We start from the raw sequence: 15,758 nt of genomic DNA on the forward strand, positions 1-15,758 counted from the left end.
CGGAGTGCGGGGACGCCGCAAGTACGTCCTTGTAGGCTTGGCAGCCGCGTCCATGCGGCTGACACCCCGCACTCCGACACCGCCCCACCTCTGACAGTTTCCCGATGTCTGATGGATCCACGCCTGTGTGGATGACTCCATCGGAATCGAATATTTCAATATCTGTGAGATCTGAGCCGAGCATGGCTCGGCTACAGAATGCAATACACGACAGGCCGCGGGGAACTGTCGAAGGCGGGGTGGGTCCGGTTGCGGGGGCGTGAGCCGCATGGGCCCGAGGCATGCCTTGGGCGGGTTGGGCAGGACGCCCAACCCCGGTCTTGCCGTGTGCGCAGGACTGCGCACACGAGCAAGCGGCGACCGAGCTTACATGGGTGAGGGCGCTTTGCTTGCGAAGCATTGCTTCGCAAGCGCCCGAACGCACAGCCGCCAGCGGCTGGGCCGGGCCCCGAAGGGGGACTTGCAGCGCCCCCCGCAACCGGACCCACCCCGCCATCCCATGGAAAGCCCGCTGTTGCTGTTGTTGCTCCTGAGGTTGCCGGCCAGCGGCCGGCACTACCGCGGGTGCAGGGCTGCAAGCCCTGCCGAACAACCCCTAATCGTGACCGCTGTCGTCCAGGCTGATGATCCCGCGCCGCAGCGCCTGGGTCACCGCATGCGTGCGATCACCCACGCCCAGCTTGTCCATCAGGCTCTTCATGTGCGCCTTCACCGTCTGCTCGGAAATCTGCATGCGCTCGCCGATGCGCTTGTTCGACAGGCCCCCGGCCACATGCCTCAGTACCTCGGTTTCGCGCGGCGACAACCGGTCTTCCACCACATGCGCGGCGATGCTGGCCGCCACCGCCGGGGGAATCGGTGCGCGGCGGCCGCCAGCGACCATGCGGATCGTATCGACCAGCTCATGGCGCAGCATGTCCTTCAGCAGATAGGCGCTGGCGCCGGCCTGCAGTGCCCTTACCGCACGTACGTCACCGCGGTAGGTGGTCAGCACGATGATGCGCGCGCGCGGGTCCATCGCGCGGATCCGCACGATCGCTTCCACACCATCCAGCCGTGGCATCTGCAGGTCCATCAGTACCACGTCGGGCTGCAGCCGCTGGTAGCAGGCGATGGCTTCCTCGCCATCGGCGGCTTCGCCGAGCAGGCGCAGATCGGGTTGTGCGCCCAGCAGCGCCGCCAGGCCGTCACGCAGCAGCGGGTGGTCGTCGACCACCAGCACGCCGATCAGGGCAGGGGACTCAGTCATGGTTTGCTTTACTCCAGGGCCAGCGCCAGCGCGATGGGCGGCGGTGATACAGGCGCCGGGCGGGAACCGCCAGCGCGACTTCGGTCCCCAGTCCGGCGCGGGTCCACAGCTGTAGTTCCGCACCGAGGCGCTGCGCGCGCTCACGCATGCCCTGCAGGCCCCAATGACCATGGCCGGCATTGTCGTCGGCGATGCCGACGCCATCGTCGCGCACGTGCAGCAGGAAGCACCGCGTGCCGTAGGACAGCTCCACTTCGATGGCGCTGGCGTTGGCGTGACGCAACGCATTGCGGATCGCCTCACGCCCGATCAGGAACACTTCTTCGGCCGCGTCGGCCTGCAGCGGTGGCGTTGCACCTTCCACGGTCAGGCGCAGTGGGTTGGTGCCATGCCCGGCGTACTCGGCGTGCACATCGGCCAGTGCCGAAGCGAGGTCGCGGCCAGCGAACGGTCCCTCACGCAGGGCATTGACCCGCTCGCGGCCCTCGGCCAGGTTGCGCTCGGCCAGTTGCATCGCCGATTCCAGCTGGCCGCGTACCTGCTCCGGGGTCTGCGGCGACTGGCTGATCGCGTGCAGGCGCAGGATCAGGCCCTGGCTGCCCTGCAGCAGGGTGTCGTGCAGGTCGCGTGCGATGCGTTCGCGTTCGCCATTGCGTTCCTGCAGGCGCGCGCGGAACAGCGCGGCCAGCTGCCCGCTGCGGATGCGCACCGCCATCACCAGCAGTGCGAGGATCGCGGCCGCACACAGCAGCTTGAACCACACCGTCTGCATGAAAGTGGGGGCGATGCGGAAGCTGCGACTGGCCGGTGCAGTGCTCCAGATGCCGTCTTCGTTGGCGGCTTCCACCTCGAACCGGTAATTGCCCGGGGCGAGGTTGGTGTAGTACGCCCGCGTGCTGCTGCCGGCATCCTGCCAGCCGTCGTCGACGCCGGACAGGCGATAGCGGTAGCGGTTGCGCTCCGGACGTGCCAGCGACAGCGCCACGTAATCGATCTGCAATTGGCTGGTGCCGGCCGGAAGGCGCAGGCCATCGCGCAGTGGCTCGTGCTCACTGCCATACAGTACTTCGCCGATGCGCACGCTGGGCGCCATGGTGTTGACGTGCGAGCGGGTGGTGTCCAGCCAGGCTAGGCCCTGGTTGGTGGCCAGCCACAGCAGTCCGTCATCGGCCAGCGTGGCGGTGGCGATCGGTCCGCTCTGCAGGGCGATGCCCGGCATGCCATCGACCGCATCGAACAGGCGTGGCGTCACCGGCTGCCCGGTGCGCAGCGCCCGTCGCAGCTGATGGCTCCCCAGCCGGACCAGGCCACGGCTGCCATTGAACCAGAGGTGTCCGTTCGGATCGGCCACCATGCCGGTGATGCCTTCCAGTACGCCGGCCATGTCGGTACGCACCGGAACGAAACGACCGTTGCCAACGCGCGCAGCCAGACCGGCTTCGCCGGCGACCAGCAGCAGGTCCTGGTGATGCAGCATTGCGGTGATCGGACCCACCGACAGGCCCTGGCTGGCATCGAAGCTCTCGATGTGGCCCGCGCTCATCCGGCGCAGGCGGCCGTCGGCATAGCCGAGCAGCAGCTGGCCATGGGCATCCAGCGCCAGCGATGAGCAGGCCTGCTCGGGCAGGCGGACCTCGCGCTGCCATTGGCCATGCAGGTAGTGCAGGACGCCGCGTTCACCCGTGCATACCCAGGCCTGCGCGTCGTCGGGGAACAGCAGGGCGTGCAGCGGTTGCCCGGTGAACGGGGCCGGCAGCGGGATCAACGAGGTGTGGCCGGCGACCGTGCGCGCAAGATTGACCCAATCGAACTGCCAGATCGGCGTGGGTGCCTGGCGCGCGGCGGCCTGCAGCTGCGGGGCACTGCCATCCAGCAGAGTGCGCCGCAGATCGTAGGGTTTGAGGTCTTCGCCATAGCCATACACGCGGCCATCGCTGGCCCGCACCAGCGAGCGGTAGGGATCACTCGGGCCCACTGCCAGGGTGTGCACGCTGCGTGCGCGGAAGCGGTTGAGGCCGAGATTGGTGCCGACCCAGAGATTGCCTTCGCGGTCGACGATGATCGGCACCGCCGAGGTGGCGGTCAGCCCGTGCGGCGAATCGAAGCGCTCCATGCGCACGGCGCGGCTGTCGTCGAAGGTGATGCGGGCGACGCCGCCGTGCGGGCTCATCGTGGCCCACAGCGCGCCATCGGCAGTGAACTGCAGGCGTGCAGCAACCAGTTCCGGAAGACGCCGCGCTTCACGTTCGCTGGCCGCCAACAGGCCCTGCGCGTTGGCCAGGGGTGAGGTGCCGCGCACCCGGTCGGCCAACCACACTTCACCCTGCGGGCTTTCGGCCAGCGTTGCCATCTGCGAGACCGCGATGCCGGTGTCCTCGAACGTGGTCTGGCCGGCCGCACGCATCCAGATCTTCAGGTCGGCCAGCACCCAGAACCTGCCCCGGCTGTCGTGCAGCACCCACTGCACACGGCGCTCGGGCAGGCCGGCTGCGGCCGGCAGTGGCTGCCAGCGCTGTCCATCAAAGCGGCGCAGCCCGCCATTGATCGCCGCCCACAGCTGGCCCTGGCGATCCTGGCTGAAGCGTGGGACCACGCCGACCGGCACCCCCTGCTCGCGGCCGTAGTTGTGCAGCCTCCCCTGTGCGAACCGGCTGATGCCGGCCTGGAAGTAGCCGATCCACAGGGCACCGTCGGCGGCATGCGCCAGCGTGACCATGTTGGTGGACGGGAACTGGCTGCCGACGGGCGCTGCCTGCCGTTCGAAGCGACGGCCATCGAAGCGGTACAGGCCCGAACCGGTGGCCAGCCACAACAGGCCGTCGCGGTCCTGGGTGATGTCCCAGATATCGCCGGGTGCACCCTGGCCGACCCGCCACGCAGTGTGCTCGTAGCCGGGCAACCCGCTGTTCACGGCCGGCCGCTGCACGGCAAGGGCGGGCAGGGCGGTCCACAGCAGCAGGCACGTCAGCAGCGTCGGCAGGCGACGCAGGAACGGGAAGGGGCAGCCACGCATGGCGCGCATTCTGGCAGGTGCGGGGCAGTCCGGGGTGACCCGAACGGGGTAGGCGGTCGCCGCCGCGGTCGGCTATCACGCCGGCATGTCCTGTGGAGCCCGGCCATGCAGCGCCTGTTCGTGATGTTCCCCGACCGCGGGCCGGGCATCGGCCTGCTGTGGCTGCGGCTGTGCCTGTCCTCGGCACTGTGCACGCCCGGCACGCATGCGGGCGGGTGGTCGGCGCTGTGCCTGCTGGCAGTGCCGATGCTCACGCTGGGTGTGTTGACGCCACTGGCCGTGCTGATGGCGGCCGTGGGCCTGTTCGCGCAGCAGGCGCCGTGGTCACAGGTGGTGCTGCCCTTGGCGCTGTTGATGTTGGGCCCTGGCGCCTATTCACTGGATGCGCGGTTGTTCGGTCGTCGCCTGCTCGGGCGTCGGCCTCCCCCATTCGGGTAGGTGCTGGCCTCGACCGACGGGGGTAGGGCATCGTGCGGCGGCCACGCACCATGGGGCACCCCCTCGCGGCGTCCCGCATGGCCACCGTCTTTTCGCCCGATCCGCCCGCCGTGGCGCTGGCACCGCAGCAGGCCGCCGCATTGCAGCGCGCCCTGCGCTATGTCGATGAGCACCTGTCGCAGCCGCTGCGGGTGACCGAGCTGGCCGCAGCCGCCTGCGTCAGCCGCTTCCATCTGGTGCGCCTGTTCCGGACCGGTACCGGCGCCAGCCCGCTGCGCTACGTGCGCCGTCGCCGCATCGAACGTGCGCGCCAGTTGTTGCCGGTCGCGCAGCTGCCGATGTCCTGCCTGGCGCAGCAGCTGGGCTTCTTCGACCAGAGCCATTTCGTCCGCAGCTTCCGCGCCGAGACCGGCTGCAGCCCCGGCCAGTACCTGGCCGGCGATGCGGCCCTGTTGCTTCCCCCTGATCGTGTTTCCAACGGAGTCCAACCATGAGCCTTGCCACCGCCACGCCCGCCCCGGCCCTGTTGTCGCCCACCGACCATGCCCTGGTGCTGATCGACTTCCAGTCGCAGATGGCATTTGCCACCCACACCATCGATATCTCCGCGCTGCGCAACAACGTGTCGTTGATCAGCAAGGGCGCCAAGGGCTTCAACGTGCCGGTGCTGCTGACCACCGTCGCCGAAGCGTCGTTCTCCGGCCCGATGTTCCCGGAACTGCCGGAGATCTTCCCGGGCCAGACGGTGTTCGACCGCACCTCGATGAACACCTGGGAAGACCAGCCGGTGATCGACGAGATCAACCGCATCGGCAAGCGTCGCCTGGTTGTTGCCGGCCTGTGGACCAGCGTCTGCATCGTGGGACCGGCGCTGTCGGCGCTGGCACAGGGCTTCGAGGTGTATGTGATCACCGATGCCTGCGGCGATGTCAGCGAAGAAGCCCACGAGCGTGCGATCACCCGCATGGTGCAGGCCGGTGCAGTGCCGATGACCAGCGTGCAGTACCTGCTGGAGCTGCAGCGTGACTGGGCGCGTGGCGAGACCTACGAGCTGACCACCGGCATTGCCCGCGACCATGCCGGCGGCTATGGCATCGGCATCCAGTACGCCAAGCGCATGTTCGGCGCGCAGGAAGGCGGGCACTGAGCATGCTGGCTGGCCATGGCCTCGACCTGGCCCTGCTGATGCTGCGCGCGGCAGCCGGGGGATTCCTGCTGCCACACGCGCTCGGCAAGCTGTTCGGTTGGTTCGGCGGTCCTGGGCTGGCCGGCTTCGCCACCGAACTGCGCGGCTTCGGCCTGCCAGCGGTGGCACCGCTGCCGCTGCTGCTGGCCCTGCTGCAGGTGCTGTCAGGGCTGGCCGTGCTGCTGGGCTGGCAGACCCGCGTCGCCGCGCTTGCAGCGGCGGCCTTCATCGGCTTCACCGTTCTGTTGGCCCTGCCCAAGGGCTGGTTCTGGATGCGCGGCGGCAGTGAGTACCCGTTGATGTGGACCACGGTACTGCTGGCCCTCGCGCTGACCGGGCCCGGCGCCTGGGCACTGGACGGCCAACGCCTTCCGGGAGATCTCGCATGAGTCACGATCCACTCGATCACGGCCGCCGCAACGTGGTGCTGGCCGGCAGCGCCGCGGTGGCGCTGGGCCTGGCCGGCCGTGCCGGTGCCGCACTCGATTCCACTTCCAAGGAGCGTCGCATGAGCACGCTGGTCATCCGCAATGCCCGCATCACCACCCTCGACCCGCAGCAGCCGCATGCACAGGCGCTGGCCGTGCAGGAAGGGCGCATCGTTGCCGTCGGCAGCGACGAGGAGATCATGCGTGGCTGGGGCAATGAAGCGACCCTGATCGACGCCCAGGGCCGGCGCCTGCTGCCCGGCCTCAACGACAGCCATACCCACCTGATACGTGGTGGCCTGAACTACAACCTGGAACTGCGCTGGGACGGCCTGCGTTCGCTGGGCGATGCCTTGGACATGCTGAAGGCGCAGGTCGACCGCACGCCTGCACCGCAGTGGGTGCGCGTGGTCGGTGGCTTCACCGCCACCCAGTTCAACGAGAAGCGCCTGCCCACGCTGCAGGAGCTCAACGACATCGCGCCGGACACGCCGGTGTTCCTGCTGCACCTGTACGACCGGGCGCTGCTCAACCGTGCCGCGTTGCGCGCCTGCGGCTATACCAAGGACACCCCGGATCCGCCGGGCGGGCAGATCGTGCGTGATTCGCTGGGCAACCCGACCGGGCTGCTGCTGGCCAAGCCCAACGCGCTGATCCTGTACGCGACCCTGGCCAAGGGTCCGAAGCTGCCGATCGAGTACCAGGCCAATTCCACCCGTCATTTCATGCGTGAGTTGAACCGTCTCGGCATCACCTCGGTGATCGACGCCGGCGGTGGTTTCCAGAACTACCCCGAGGACTACCAGGTCATCGAGCAGCTGCACCGCGATGACCAGCTGACCGTGCGCATCGCCTACAACCTGTTCACCCAGAACAAGGGCAAGGAAGTGGATGACTTCCGCGGATGGAGCGAGATGCTGCAGCCGCGGCAGGGTGATGACCTGCTGCGCCACAACGGTGCCGGCGAGATGCTGGTGTTCTCCGCGGCCGACTTCGAGTTGTTCAACGAGCCGCGCCCGGAACTGCCGCCGGAGCTGGAGCCGGAACTGCACGATGTGGTGAAGCTGCTGGTCGAGAAGCGTTGGCCGTTCCGCATCCATGCGACGTACGACGAGAGCATCACCCGCATCCTCGATGTGTACGAACAGGTCAACCGCGAGGTGCCGTTCGATGGCCTGCACTGGTTCATCGATCACGCCGAAACCATCACCCCGCGCAACATCGAGCGCATCCGTGCGCTGGGTGGCGGCATCGCCGTGCAGCATCGCATGGCCTATCAGGGCGAAGCCTTCGTCGAGCGCTACGGCGTGCAGGCCGCGCGGCATACGCCGCCGGTCAAGCGCATGCTGGCCGAAGGCGTGCCGGTCGGTGCTGGAACCGATGCCACCCGCGTGGCCAGCTACAACCCGTGGGTGGCGCTGTCCTGGCTGGTGACCGGACGCACCGTGGGCGGGCTGGCCCTGTATGGCGATGAGAACCTGCTCGAACGTGAGCAGGCGCTGCGCCTGTGGACCCAGGGCAGTGCCTGGTTCTCCGGCGACGAAGCAGTGAAGGGTACGTTGAAGGTCGGCCAGTTGGCCGATTTCATCCTGCTCTCGGCCGATTTCTTCCGTGTCGATGATGCGCAGATCGCCGACATCACCAGCGTGTTGACCGTGGTTGGCGGCCGCATCGTGCATGCCGACGCCGACTATGCAGGGCTTGCGCCACAGCTGCCGCCGGCGATGCCCAACTGGTCGCCGGTCAACCGGTTCGGCGGCTACCACGTCGGCGGTACCGCCACCGGGTTGGCCGCCGCCCATCGTCACCATCACGGCGTAGCCTGCAGCACCCACGGTGCTCATGGTCATGCTGTACGGCACGCGGCGCCCACCGATGACCTGACCGCGTTCTGGGGCGCGATGGGATGCTCGTGCTTCGCGTTCTGAGCCTGGCATTGCTGGCCGCACCGTCGCTGGTGCAGGCCTGCGACGGCGGTCATTGCAGCGCGGCTGGGGACGGCCAGCTGCAATGGGACGCATCGCTGCGGGCGCGTGGCCTGTACTACGACCCGACCCGGTTCGGCATTGGCGGCAGCGAGGATGGCTATGGCCTGCTGCGCGCGCTGGCCTCGGCCACCTATGTGGAAGACAGCTGGCAGGCGAAGTTGCAGCTGGGTGTGCATGGGGAGAATGGCAAGGCCGGCGGCCCGGGTCGCACCGACCGCAGCGCGCTGGATGTGCAGCAGGCGTACTGGCGCTGGCAGCGCGATGGCTTCCACCTGCAACTCGGCCGGCAGGAAGCCGGCTATGGCAGTTCACGGCTGCTGTCGGTGCGCGACGGGCCGAACATCCGCCTGGCGTTCGACGGTGCGCGTGTAGGTTGGAAAGGTCGTCTCGGTACGCTTGATCTGATGGCATTGCGGCCAGTGGAAAACCGACCGGGTGCCTTTGATGATCGCGCCGAGCACGGTGCCCACCTGTGGGGTGCCTATGCCACCACGGTGCGGGGACAGGGCGCGGGACAGTGGGATCTGTATCTGCTGGACTACCGCCGCGAAGGCGCGCGCTTCGCCGCAGGCAGCGGTACCGAACGTCGGCAGACCCTGGGCGCGCGCTGGTTCGGCCAGGCCGGTGCACTGGACTGGAACAGCGAGCTGGTGGCGCAGGGCGGTGAACTGCGGACGACCGCCGGCACCCTCGATATCCGCGCCTGGACGCTGGCGACCGATACGGGGTGGCGCTGGACGAACCTGCCGCTGCAGCCGCGGTTGGGGTTGAAGGCCGACATCGCCAGTGGCGATGGCAACCTGCATGACGGCCGCCTGGGAACCTTCAACGCCTTGTTCCCGAAATCGGCCTACTTCAGCGAGGCCAGCCTGCTGGCCCCGGCCAACCTGATGGACCTTCAGCCGACCCTGTCCCTGCGCCTGCAAGACGCGGTGACGACGGAACTGGGCGTACAGATGGCCTGGAAGCATCGTCGTGCCGATGCGGTCTACACCACGCCGGCACCGCTGGTGGCGTTGCCAGGCAGCGCCGGTGGCGCGCGCCGCATTGGCAATCAATACAAATCCGAAACACGCTGGCAGGCCAGCGAACACTGGCAATGGCAGCTGCAGCTGGCCTGGGTCGATGCCGGTCCTGCACTGAAGCAGGCCGGAGGCCAGGACACGCTGTTCGCCTCGATCGTTGGAGCATGGCAATGGTGAACGCAACCGCGTCGCAACCCCCCGCACAGGCCGCAGGTGCCTGGTCCCCGCTGAAGATCCGGATGTTCCGCTCGATCTGGCTGGCGATCCTGGCCAGCAACATCGGCACCTGGGTCAACGATGTGGCCGCCGCCTGGGTAATGGCCGAGCGCACCGGCTCACCACTGATGGTGGCGCTGGTGCAGTCGGCCACCACGGTGCCGATCGTGCTGCTGGCGCTGGCCGCCGGCACCCTGGCCGACATCGTCGATCGCCGCAGGTACCTGCTGGCCACCCAGGGCTGGATGCTGCTGGTCGCCGCGGTGATGGCGGCACTGACCGCGATGGACATGCTGACCCCGCAGCTGCTGGTGCTGCTGACCTTCTGCATGGGCTGCGGTGCGGCGATGGCGATGCCGGCGCAGGCCGCGATCGTGTCCGAACTGGTGCCGCAGCCGATGCTGGCCTCGGCGGTGGCGCTGAACTCGATCGGCATCAACATCGCGCGCTCGATCGGCCCGGCCATCGGCGGTGTGATCGTCGCCCAGCTCGGCGCGGTCTGGGCCTTCGGTTTCAACGCCATCACCTTTGCCGCGATGCTGTTCGTGGTGTGGGGCTGGAAGCGCGACCCGAAACAGTCCAGCCTGCCGCCGGAAGGCTTCGGTGCCGGCCTGAAGGCGGGCCTGCGCTATGCCAGCCGCGCCGGGCGCCTGCAGGCGGTGTTGATCAAGTCGGTCGGCTTCTTCTTCTTTGCTGCAGCAATGAATGCACTGCTGCCGGTGGTGGTACGCGGCCAGATGCAGGGTGGGGCGGGGCAGTACGGCATGCTGCTCGGCTGCATCGGGATCGGTGCCGTGGGTGGTGCGTTGTTGCTGCCGAAGCTGCGCGCGCAGATGGATCGCGACCTGCTGGTGCTGCTGGCCACGCTGTCGCTGGCGCTCAGCCTGGTCGGGCTGGCGCTGACCCGCAGCTGGTACGTGCTGCCCTTGGTGATGCTGATCAATGGCTTTGCCTGGATCACCGTGCTGTCGTCGCTGCAGATTGCCGCGCAGACCGCAGTGCCAGCGTGGGTACGGGCGCGTGCACTGGCGCTGTACATCATGGTGTTCTCCGCTGGCATGGCGGCCGGTGGCCTGAGCTGGGGCGCGCTGGCGCAGCGCACCTCGCCGGAGCTGGCGTTGCTGGTGGCGGCTGCCGGCGCGGTGATCGGCGGATTGCTGGTGTGGCGCGTGCGCATCGCTGGCACCGAGGATCTGAACCTGCGTCCGGCCGGGCACTGGCCTGCACCGGAACTGTCGGTGCCGGTATCCAACGATCGCGGCCCGGTACTGGTCACCCTGGAGTACCGCATCGACGAGGCTGACCGCGCCGCGTTCCTGGCACAGATGCGCGCACTGGGCACGATCCGCCGCCGCGATGGCGCGGTGGTCTGGGGTGTGGTGGAGGACGTGGCCAGCCCGGGTATCCACCTGGAGTACTTCGTGACCCCGTCGTGGCTGGAGCATCTGCGCCAGCACGAACGCATCACTGCCGATGACAAGGCGATCCAGGAAGTGCTGCGCGGGCTGCATCGCGGTGAGCGTGCACCGGTGGTACGCCACTTCGTGGGCGGGCATGACCCGCTGCCGAAGACCGGGGTCCCGCACCACCACAGCGATATCTGACAAAAAAGGGGACGGAGGGGATTAAGTCGTTTGTGCACAAACGACTTAATCCCCTCCGTCCCCTTTTTGCGCGATCAATCCATCCCGATCCTGCGCAGCCGGCCAGCGGCCGGCTCTACCACAGGGGCGGCGGCGCTGGGTGGCGCCGCCGCAGTGCCTCACCCGCGTGCGAACGCCAGCAGGTCGGCGTTGAACCGGTCGGCGTGGGTGACGGTCAGGCCGTGCGGCGCACCGGCGTACACCTTCAACTCGGCGTCCTTGATGATCTGCGAGGACAGCTTGGCCGAAGCATCGAATGGCACGATCTGGTCGTCATCACCGTGCACGACCAGCGTCGGCACGTCGATCTTCTTCAGGTCTTCGGTGTAATCCACTTCCGAGAATTCGTGCACGCAGTCGTACTGGCCCTTGACGCCGCCGAGCATGCCCTGCAGCCAGAACGAATCACGCATGCCCTGGGTAACGCTGTTGCCGTCGCGGTTGGCGCCGAAGAACGGTGTGGTCAGATCCCTGAAGAACTGCGAGCGGTCACCGCCGGTGCCCTTGCGGATGCCGTCGAAGACCTCCAGCGGGGTACCGGCCGGATTGGCATCGGTCTTCAGCATCAGCGGCGGCACGGCGCCGACCAGCACCACCTTGGCCACGCGCTTGCTGCCGTGGCGCCCGATGTAATGGGCCACTTCGCCGCCACCGGTGGAGTGGCCGACCAGGATCGCGTCCTTCAGGTCCAGCGCCTCGAGCACGGCGGCCAGGTCATCGGCGTAGGTGTCCATGTTGTTGCCGTCCCAGGTCTGGCTGGAGCGGCCGTGGCTGCGACGGTCGTGAGCGATCACGCGGAAGCCGTTCTGGCCCATGAACAGCATCTGCGGGTCCCAGGCATCGGACGACAGCGGCCAGCCGTGCGCGAACACGATCGGCTGGCCGGTACCCCAATCCTTGTAGAAGATGCGCGCGCCGTCGGCGACGGTGACGAAGTTGCTCATTGTGGTTTCCTTGACGGAAGGGAGGGAAGGCGCTGGCGTGGATGCCGGTGCCTTCGGCAGTACAGCGCAGCGCCAGACCGACGACTTGCACGGCTGTGCTGGATTACGCCGGATGTGACGTGTATCGCTCTGGCACGAAGCCGTGCCGGCATCGAGGATGGCGGCAGCCCTGACGAGGAGCCTGCAATGTCGAACGCGTGTTGGAGCCCGCTGTTGTACCTGCTGCTGGCCACGGGGGCGCATGCTCAGACCAACGTCTACAAATGTGTGGACGGGCCGCATCCGGTCTACCAGCAGACGCCGTGCCAGGGGCGCGCGGAATGGCGCTGGGAGGTGCCGGCGGAGCCGCCCTCAACAGGTGCGAGCGCGGCCAAGGCAGCGAGCCCAGCTTCAATGCGTCCGCGTGTGGTGCAGCAGCGGCGTGCGCGGGCTGCAGTGATACCGATCAGCGCGGATCCCGCCGCCTGTGGGCGCGCGCGGCAGCATCGTGGGAAGGTGCTGGCCAATGGCAAGCGCATGGACTTCGTGCAGCGCCGGCAACTGGACGATGCCGTGCATGAGGCGTGCCGTTGAAATGGAATGGTGCCGGAAACGACAACGGCGCCCGTAGGCGCCGTTGGAGGGCACGCCAGGCGCTGGACCTCAGCGACCGTCGCTGGCGGCCGCCGGTGCCGGCGAGGGCACGCTGTCCGGCTTGGGCAGGCTCAGCTCCGGGTTGCCCTGTTCGGCCTGCAGGATCTGGATGCGGCGCTGCAGGGAATCCAGCTGGCTGTTGGTGCTCTGCACGTCGCTGCTCAGGCTGACCGCCTGCTGCTGGGCCTGCTGCAGGGCAGCGCTGACCTGGGCCGACTGTGCCTGCTGCTGTTCCATTTCCTGCTGCAGGGTGCGCAGGCGCTCCTCGTTGTAGGCCACCAGGCGCTCGGTATAGCGCTTGCCGGCTTCCAGTCGGGTGGTGTCGATGTAGACCTGGGCCAGCTGCTCTGACTGCTGCGCGAAGGTGCGGTAGACACGCTCGGCGTTGTCGACGGCATCGGTCTTGATCACCCGCCAGAAGTTCTTCTCCTGGAACAGGGCGACGTAGTAGGTCAGGGTGTTGGCATTGAACAGCAGGCTGGCGCCGTAGTTGCCGTTGTAGGTGGTGCGCAGCTCGGTCAGCTGGCGGGCATCCATCAGCTGCTTGAGCTCGTCAACGGTGTTGCGCACCACCGGTGCGGTACGTGCGGCCGGCTCTGCGGCTGCTTCGCGGTCGCCACGGGCAGCCATCGCCGCCGGTGCCACCAGCATCATGGCCACGGCCAGCAGTGCCGCGCCGCGCGCGTGCCGGGCGAAGACCGCGCCCCCTGAAGTTTCTCGCATGTCTAGACCATCCACGGATGAGTGTGGGTTGAGATGAAGGTGGTTCCCCGCCGGGAGTCTAGCATGTGCGCGGGCGCCGCCAAGGGCGCCCGTCACGGGTCAGTAGACCAGCTGTGCGGGCGTGCACTGGATGGACTGGACATGCACATCCGTACGGCCCAGTTCCAGGCCCAGCACCTGCGCCAGCAGCGAGCGCAGCAGGGAGCCGACGCTGTTGAGCAGCGGCTTCAGGACGTCCAGGGCGGGCTTCAGCAGCAAGCACAGCAGGCCCGAACAACTGACCGGGCCATTGCCGGGGGCGGTGACGCCGTCGCCGGCGAACTGGTCCAGGAAGCCGTCGTGGGCGGTCTGCAGGTAAGACGCGAGGTTCTGCGTCATGCAGTTGTTGTAGGCCTGGTCGCTCAAGGAAATCAGCAGGCTTGCACACCGGTTGACGGTCAGTCCGCCGAGCAGGCTACCCAGCAGTGCCGGCAGCACGCCCAGCCCTTCGCCAGTCACAGCCGTGCGATAGCCTTTCCAGACCGAGCCATCCTCCCAGCATGTGAGCAGGCCCACCAGGCAGGGTTTTGGAACACCCTTGGGTACATCCCACGCGCCCAAAGGCTTCAACCCCCGCGTCTGGTCGCCAAGTTCAAGCAGCTTGATGGACGCATCGACGTCGTAGCGATTGCGACCAACGTTGGCTGCTTTCAGGTAGCGATCGGCCAACTGCGCTGCGGTCGAGCCCTGGCTCATGCCATCGTCGCGCGGATCGAGCATGCCGGACAGTACGCGCAGCAGTTCGCTGACCAGCTCGGACACGGCGGTGCCCACCTCCAGGGAGTTGACCTGGGTTGAACCGGTCGCGCCGGCGGGGAGGGTGAGGCTTTGCGTGTCGGTCAGCGTATTGACCTTGATGCTGTCATTGATCAACGGGGCGCCGAGCAGTGTGAGCATCTGTTCCTTCTGCAGAGTGTCGCCACAGACATTCTGCTTGGAGAACCGCTCACTGTCGGCCACCTTGCCGACGCAGGCGCGCAGCACGGAAGACTCGACCTTGATCGTCGCCGTGGGAGGCGTGCTGCCACATTGCAGGCTGGTCAGGGTCGCCATTGCATTGGTCACGTCCGCATGGACCGGCAGCTTCAGGCGGATGCCCAGCAGTGAAAGCACGCCGCCTGCAACGGGAATGTTGTTGGTGTCGATGTCGAGGAAGACACGGATCTGCGCGTTGTAAGCGCGAGAGCCAACGCCACCGATGGCGATGGACGGCGGTTCCACCACGGCGGCTTTGGCATTGACCAGGCCCAGCAGGTTGAGTTCATCGACCGAGACCGCACGGCCGCCATTGGCGATGCTGATGCTGGTGCCGATCAGGTCCAGCACATTGACATCGGCCTGCAGCGCGCTGGAAATCGTTCCATCCGGCGCGACCACGCGTGCGAACAGGCCGCCACCGCTGTCATCGGAGCCGAGTTTCACCTCCAGCTGCTTGAGGTCGATGCCCTTCACGACCAGGGCATTTTCCAGTGCACTCAGGTCCACGTGGGCAACGCCCTGCTGGGTGAGCAGGTCAACGGTCGCCTGAAGGATCTTGCCCAGCTTGACCTTGCGGCCGGCCAGCAGATTGTTGAACTCCGCCACGCCCATGTTGACGTCGATCGGAATGCCCAGTGCCTGCAGCAGTCCGTTCGGGGTGATATGCGCCTGTGCAAGGCCGTCGTAGCCGAGCAGGGTGGTCTTGTCGAGGTCGGCACCCACCAGTTTCAGGACATTTCCCAGTGGCGTGTTGCCATTGATGCGCAGCAGTTGCGAGCCGACACTGAAAACCGCCGTCGGTTCTGCACGGCGCGCCACCGCCTGGGCGGTCACGGTCGGCAGGCTGCTGTTCTGCCCGAAGAAGGGAAGCACCGCGCGGCGGGTGATGACACGGACAGCGTTGCGTTGATTCGCTGCATCGACGACCGGGCTGAAGTGCCCTTCGGTGGCGCGGGTCACGTTCCAGTTTCCGCAGCGGATTTCCAGGCTTCCTGCGAAGGTGTTCTGGGTGAGTGCGCTCTGCCGCGCAGCACTGTTGTCGCTGTTGTCCGAGGTGCACAGTTCCAGTCGCTGCGCTCCGGCCAGTGCGGCCAGATCAGCGACTTTCTGTGCATCGCGCTTGGCCCAGAACAGGTAACCGATCTCGATCAGGCCCAGCATCGCCAGCAGCGCCAGCATGACCAGCATCATGGTGATCGACATGCCGCCCCGTGGGCGGCTGAAACTGAACTGGCGTGGGCGTTTCATGGCCTAC

Annotated in this window: 13 protein-coding genes; 8 read left to right on the plus strand and 5 right to left on the minus strand. The window is 67.4% G+C overall.

Annotation, left to right across the window (positions count from 1 at the left end; all coding sequences use genetic code 11):
- Positions 1-595: 595 nt before the first annotated feature.
- On the minus strand, positions 596-1,249 hold the full coding sequence (locus tag V3B48_RS16800) for a response regulator transcription factor (RefSeq protein ID WP_107432195.1): 654 nt from the start codon (positions 1,247-1,249) through the stop codon (positions 596-598).
- A complete protein-coding gene (locus V3B48_RS16805) occupies positions 1,242-4,271 on the minus strand; it encodes a two-component regulator propeller domain-containing protein (RefSeq protein ID WP_329894104.1) in 3,030 nt (1,009 codons plus the stop codon). Before V3B48_RS16805 ends, V3B48_RS16800 begins: the two co-directional genes overlap by 8 nt.
- Before the next feature lie 96 nt (positions 4,272-4,367).
- On the opposite strand from V3B48_RS16805, the gene V3B48_RS16810 reads away from it, so the two are divergent.
- The 7 genes from V3B48_RS16810 (at position 4,368) to V3B48_RS16840 (ending at position 11,147) form a co-directional block, all read left to right on the plus strand.
- Entirely contained in the window at positions 4,368-4,700 is a 333-nt protein-coding gene (locus tag V3B48_RS16810) for a hypothetical protein (RefSeq protein ID WP_329894105.1), read from the plus strand.
- Positions 4,701-4,750: 50 nt separating this feature from the next.
- Positions 4,751-5,194: an AraC family transcriptional regulator gene (locus tag V3B48_RS16815; protein WP_053091059.1), complete on the plus strand. Its 444-nt coding sequence runs from the start codon at positions 4,751-4,753 to the stop codon at positions 5,192-5,194.
- On the plus strand, positions 5,191-5,847 hold the full coding sequence (locus V3B48_RS16820; protein ID WP_049422794.1) for a hydrolase: 657 nt from the start codon (positions 5,191-5,193) through the stop codon (positions 5,845-5,847). Before V3B48_RS16815 ends, V3B48_RS16820 begins: the two co-directional genes overlap by 4 nt.
- Before the next feature lie 2 nt (positions 5,848-5,849).
- Positions 5,850-6,275, plus strand: coding sequence for a DoxX family membrane protein (locus V3B48_RS16825; protein WP_032128088.1), 426 nt, complete (start codon positions 5,850-5,852; stop codon positions 6,273-6,275).
- 119 nt (positions 6,276-6,394) lie between these two features.
- Entirely contained in the window at positions 6,395-8,242 is a 1,848-nt protein-coding gene (locus tag V3B48_RS16830; protein ID WP_329894124.1) for an amidohydrolase, read from the plus strand.
- Positions 8,221-9,504 (plus strand): alginate export family protein, encoded by a 1,284-nt coding sequence (locus V3B48_RS16835; RefSeq protein WP_329894106.1) that lies wholly within the window; start codon positions 8,221-8,223, stop codon positions 9,502-9,504. Before V3B48_RS16830 ends, V3B48_RS16835 begins: the two co-directional genes overlap by 22 nt.
- Positions 9,498-11,147: an MFS transporter gene (locus tag V3B48_RS16840; protein ID WP_329894107.1), complete on the plus strand. Its 1,650-nt coding sequence runs from the start codon at positions 9,498-9,500 to the stop codon at positions 11,145-11,147. The genes V3B48_RS16835 and V3B48_RS16840 overlap by 7 nt, the downstream gene beginning before the upstream one ends.
- 158 nt (positions 11,148-11,305) lie before the next feature.
- On the opposite strand, the gene V3B48_RS16845 is transcribed toward V3B48_RS16840, so the two are convergent.
- The gene (locus tag V3B48_RS16845) at positions 11,306-12,130 is read right to left on the minus strand and encodes an alpha/beta hydrolase (protein WP_285302950.1); all 825 of its coding nucleotides are present in this window, start codon (positions 12,128-12,130) and stop codon (positions 11,306-11,308) included.
- A gap of 186 nt (positions 12,131-12,316) precedes the next feature.
- Between V3B48_RS16845 and V3B48_RS16850 the strand changes: the two genes are divergently transcribed.
- Positions 12,317-12,703: a hypothetical protein gene (locus V3B48_RS16850; RefSeq protein ID WP_329894108.1), complete on the plus strand. Its 387-nt coding sequence runs from the start codon at positions 12,317-12,319 to the stop codon at positions 12,701-12,703.
- A gap of 69 nt (positions 12,704-12,772) precedes the next feature.
- On the opposite strand, the gene V3B48_RS16855 is transcribed toward V3B48_RS16850, so the two are convergent.
- Together V3B48_RS16855 and V3B48_RS16860 are read right to left on the minus strand one after the other, a co-directional pair.
- A complete protein-coding gene (locus V3B48_RS16855; RefSeq protein ID WP_043402505.1) occupies positions 12,773-13,486 on the minus strand; it encodes a DUF2968 domain-containing protein in 714 nt (237 codons plus the stop codon).
- 99 nt (positions 13,487-13,585) lie between these two features.
- The gene (locus tag V3B48_RS16860; protein WP_329894109.1) at positions 13,586-15,751 is read right to left on the minus strand and encodes a TadG family pilus assembly protein; all 2,166 of its coding nucleotides are present in this window, start codon (positions 15,749-15,751) and stop codon (positions 13,586-13,588) included.
- Positions 15,752-15,758: the final 7 nt, after the last annotated feature.

Origin of the sequence: Stenotrophomonas sp. SMYL20, from assembly GCF_036320045.1 — a bacterium.
Taxonomy (GTDB): domain Bacteria; phylum Pseudomonadota; class Gammaproteobacteria; order Xanthomonadales; family Xanthomonadaceae; genus Stenotrophomonas; species Stenotrophomonas maltophilia_A.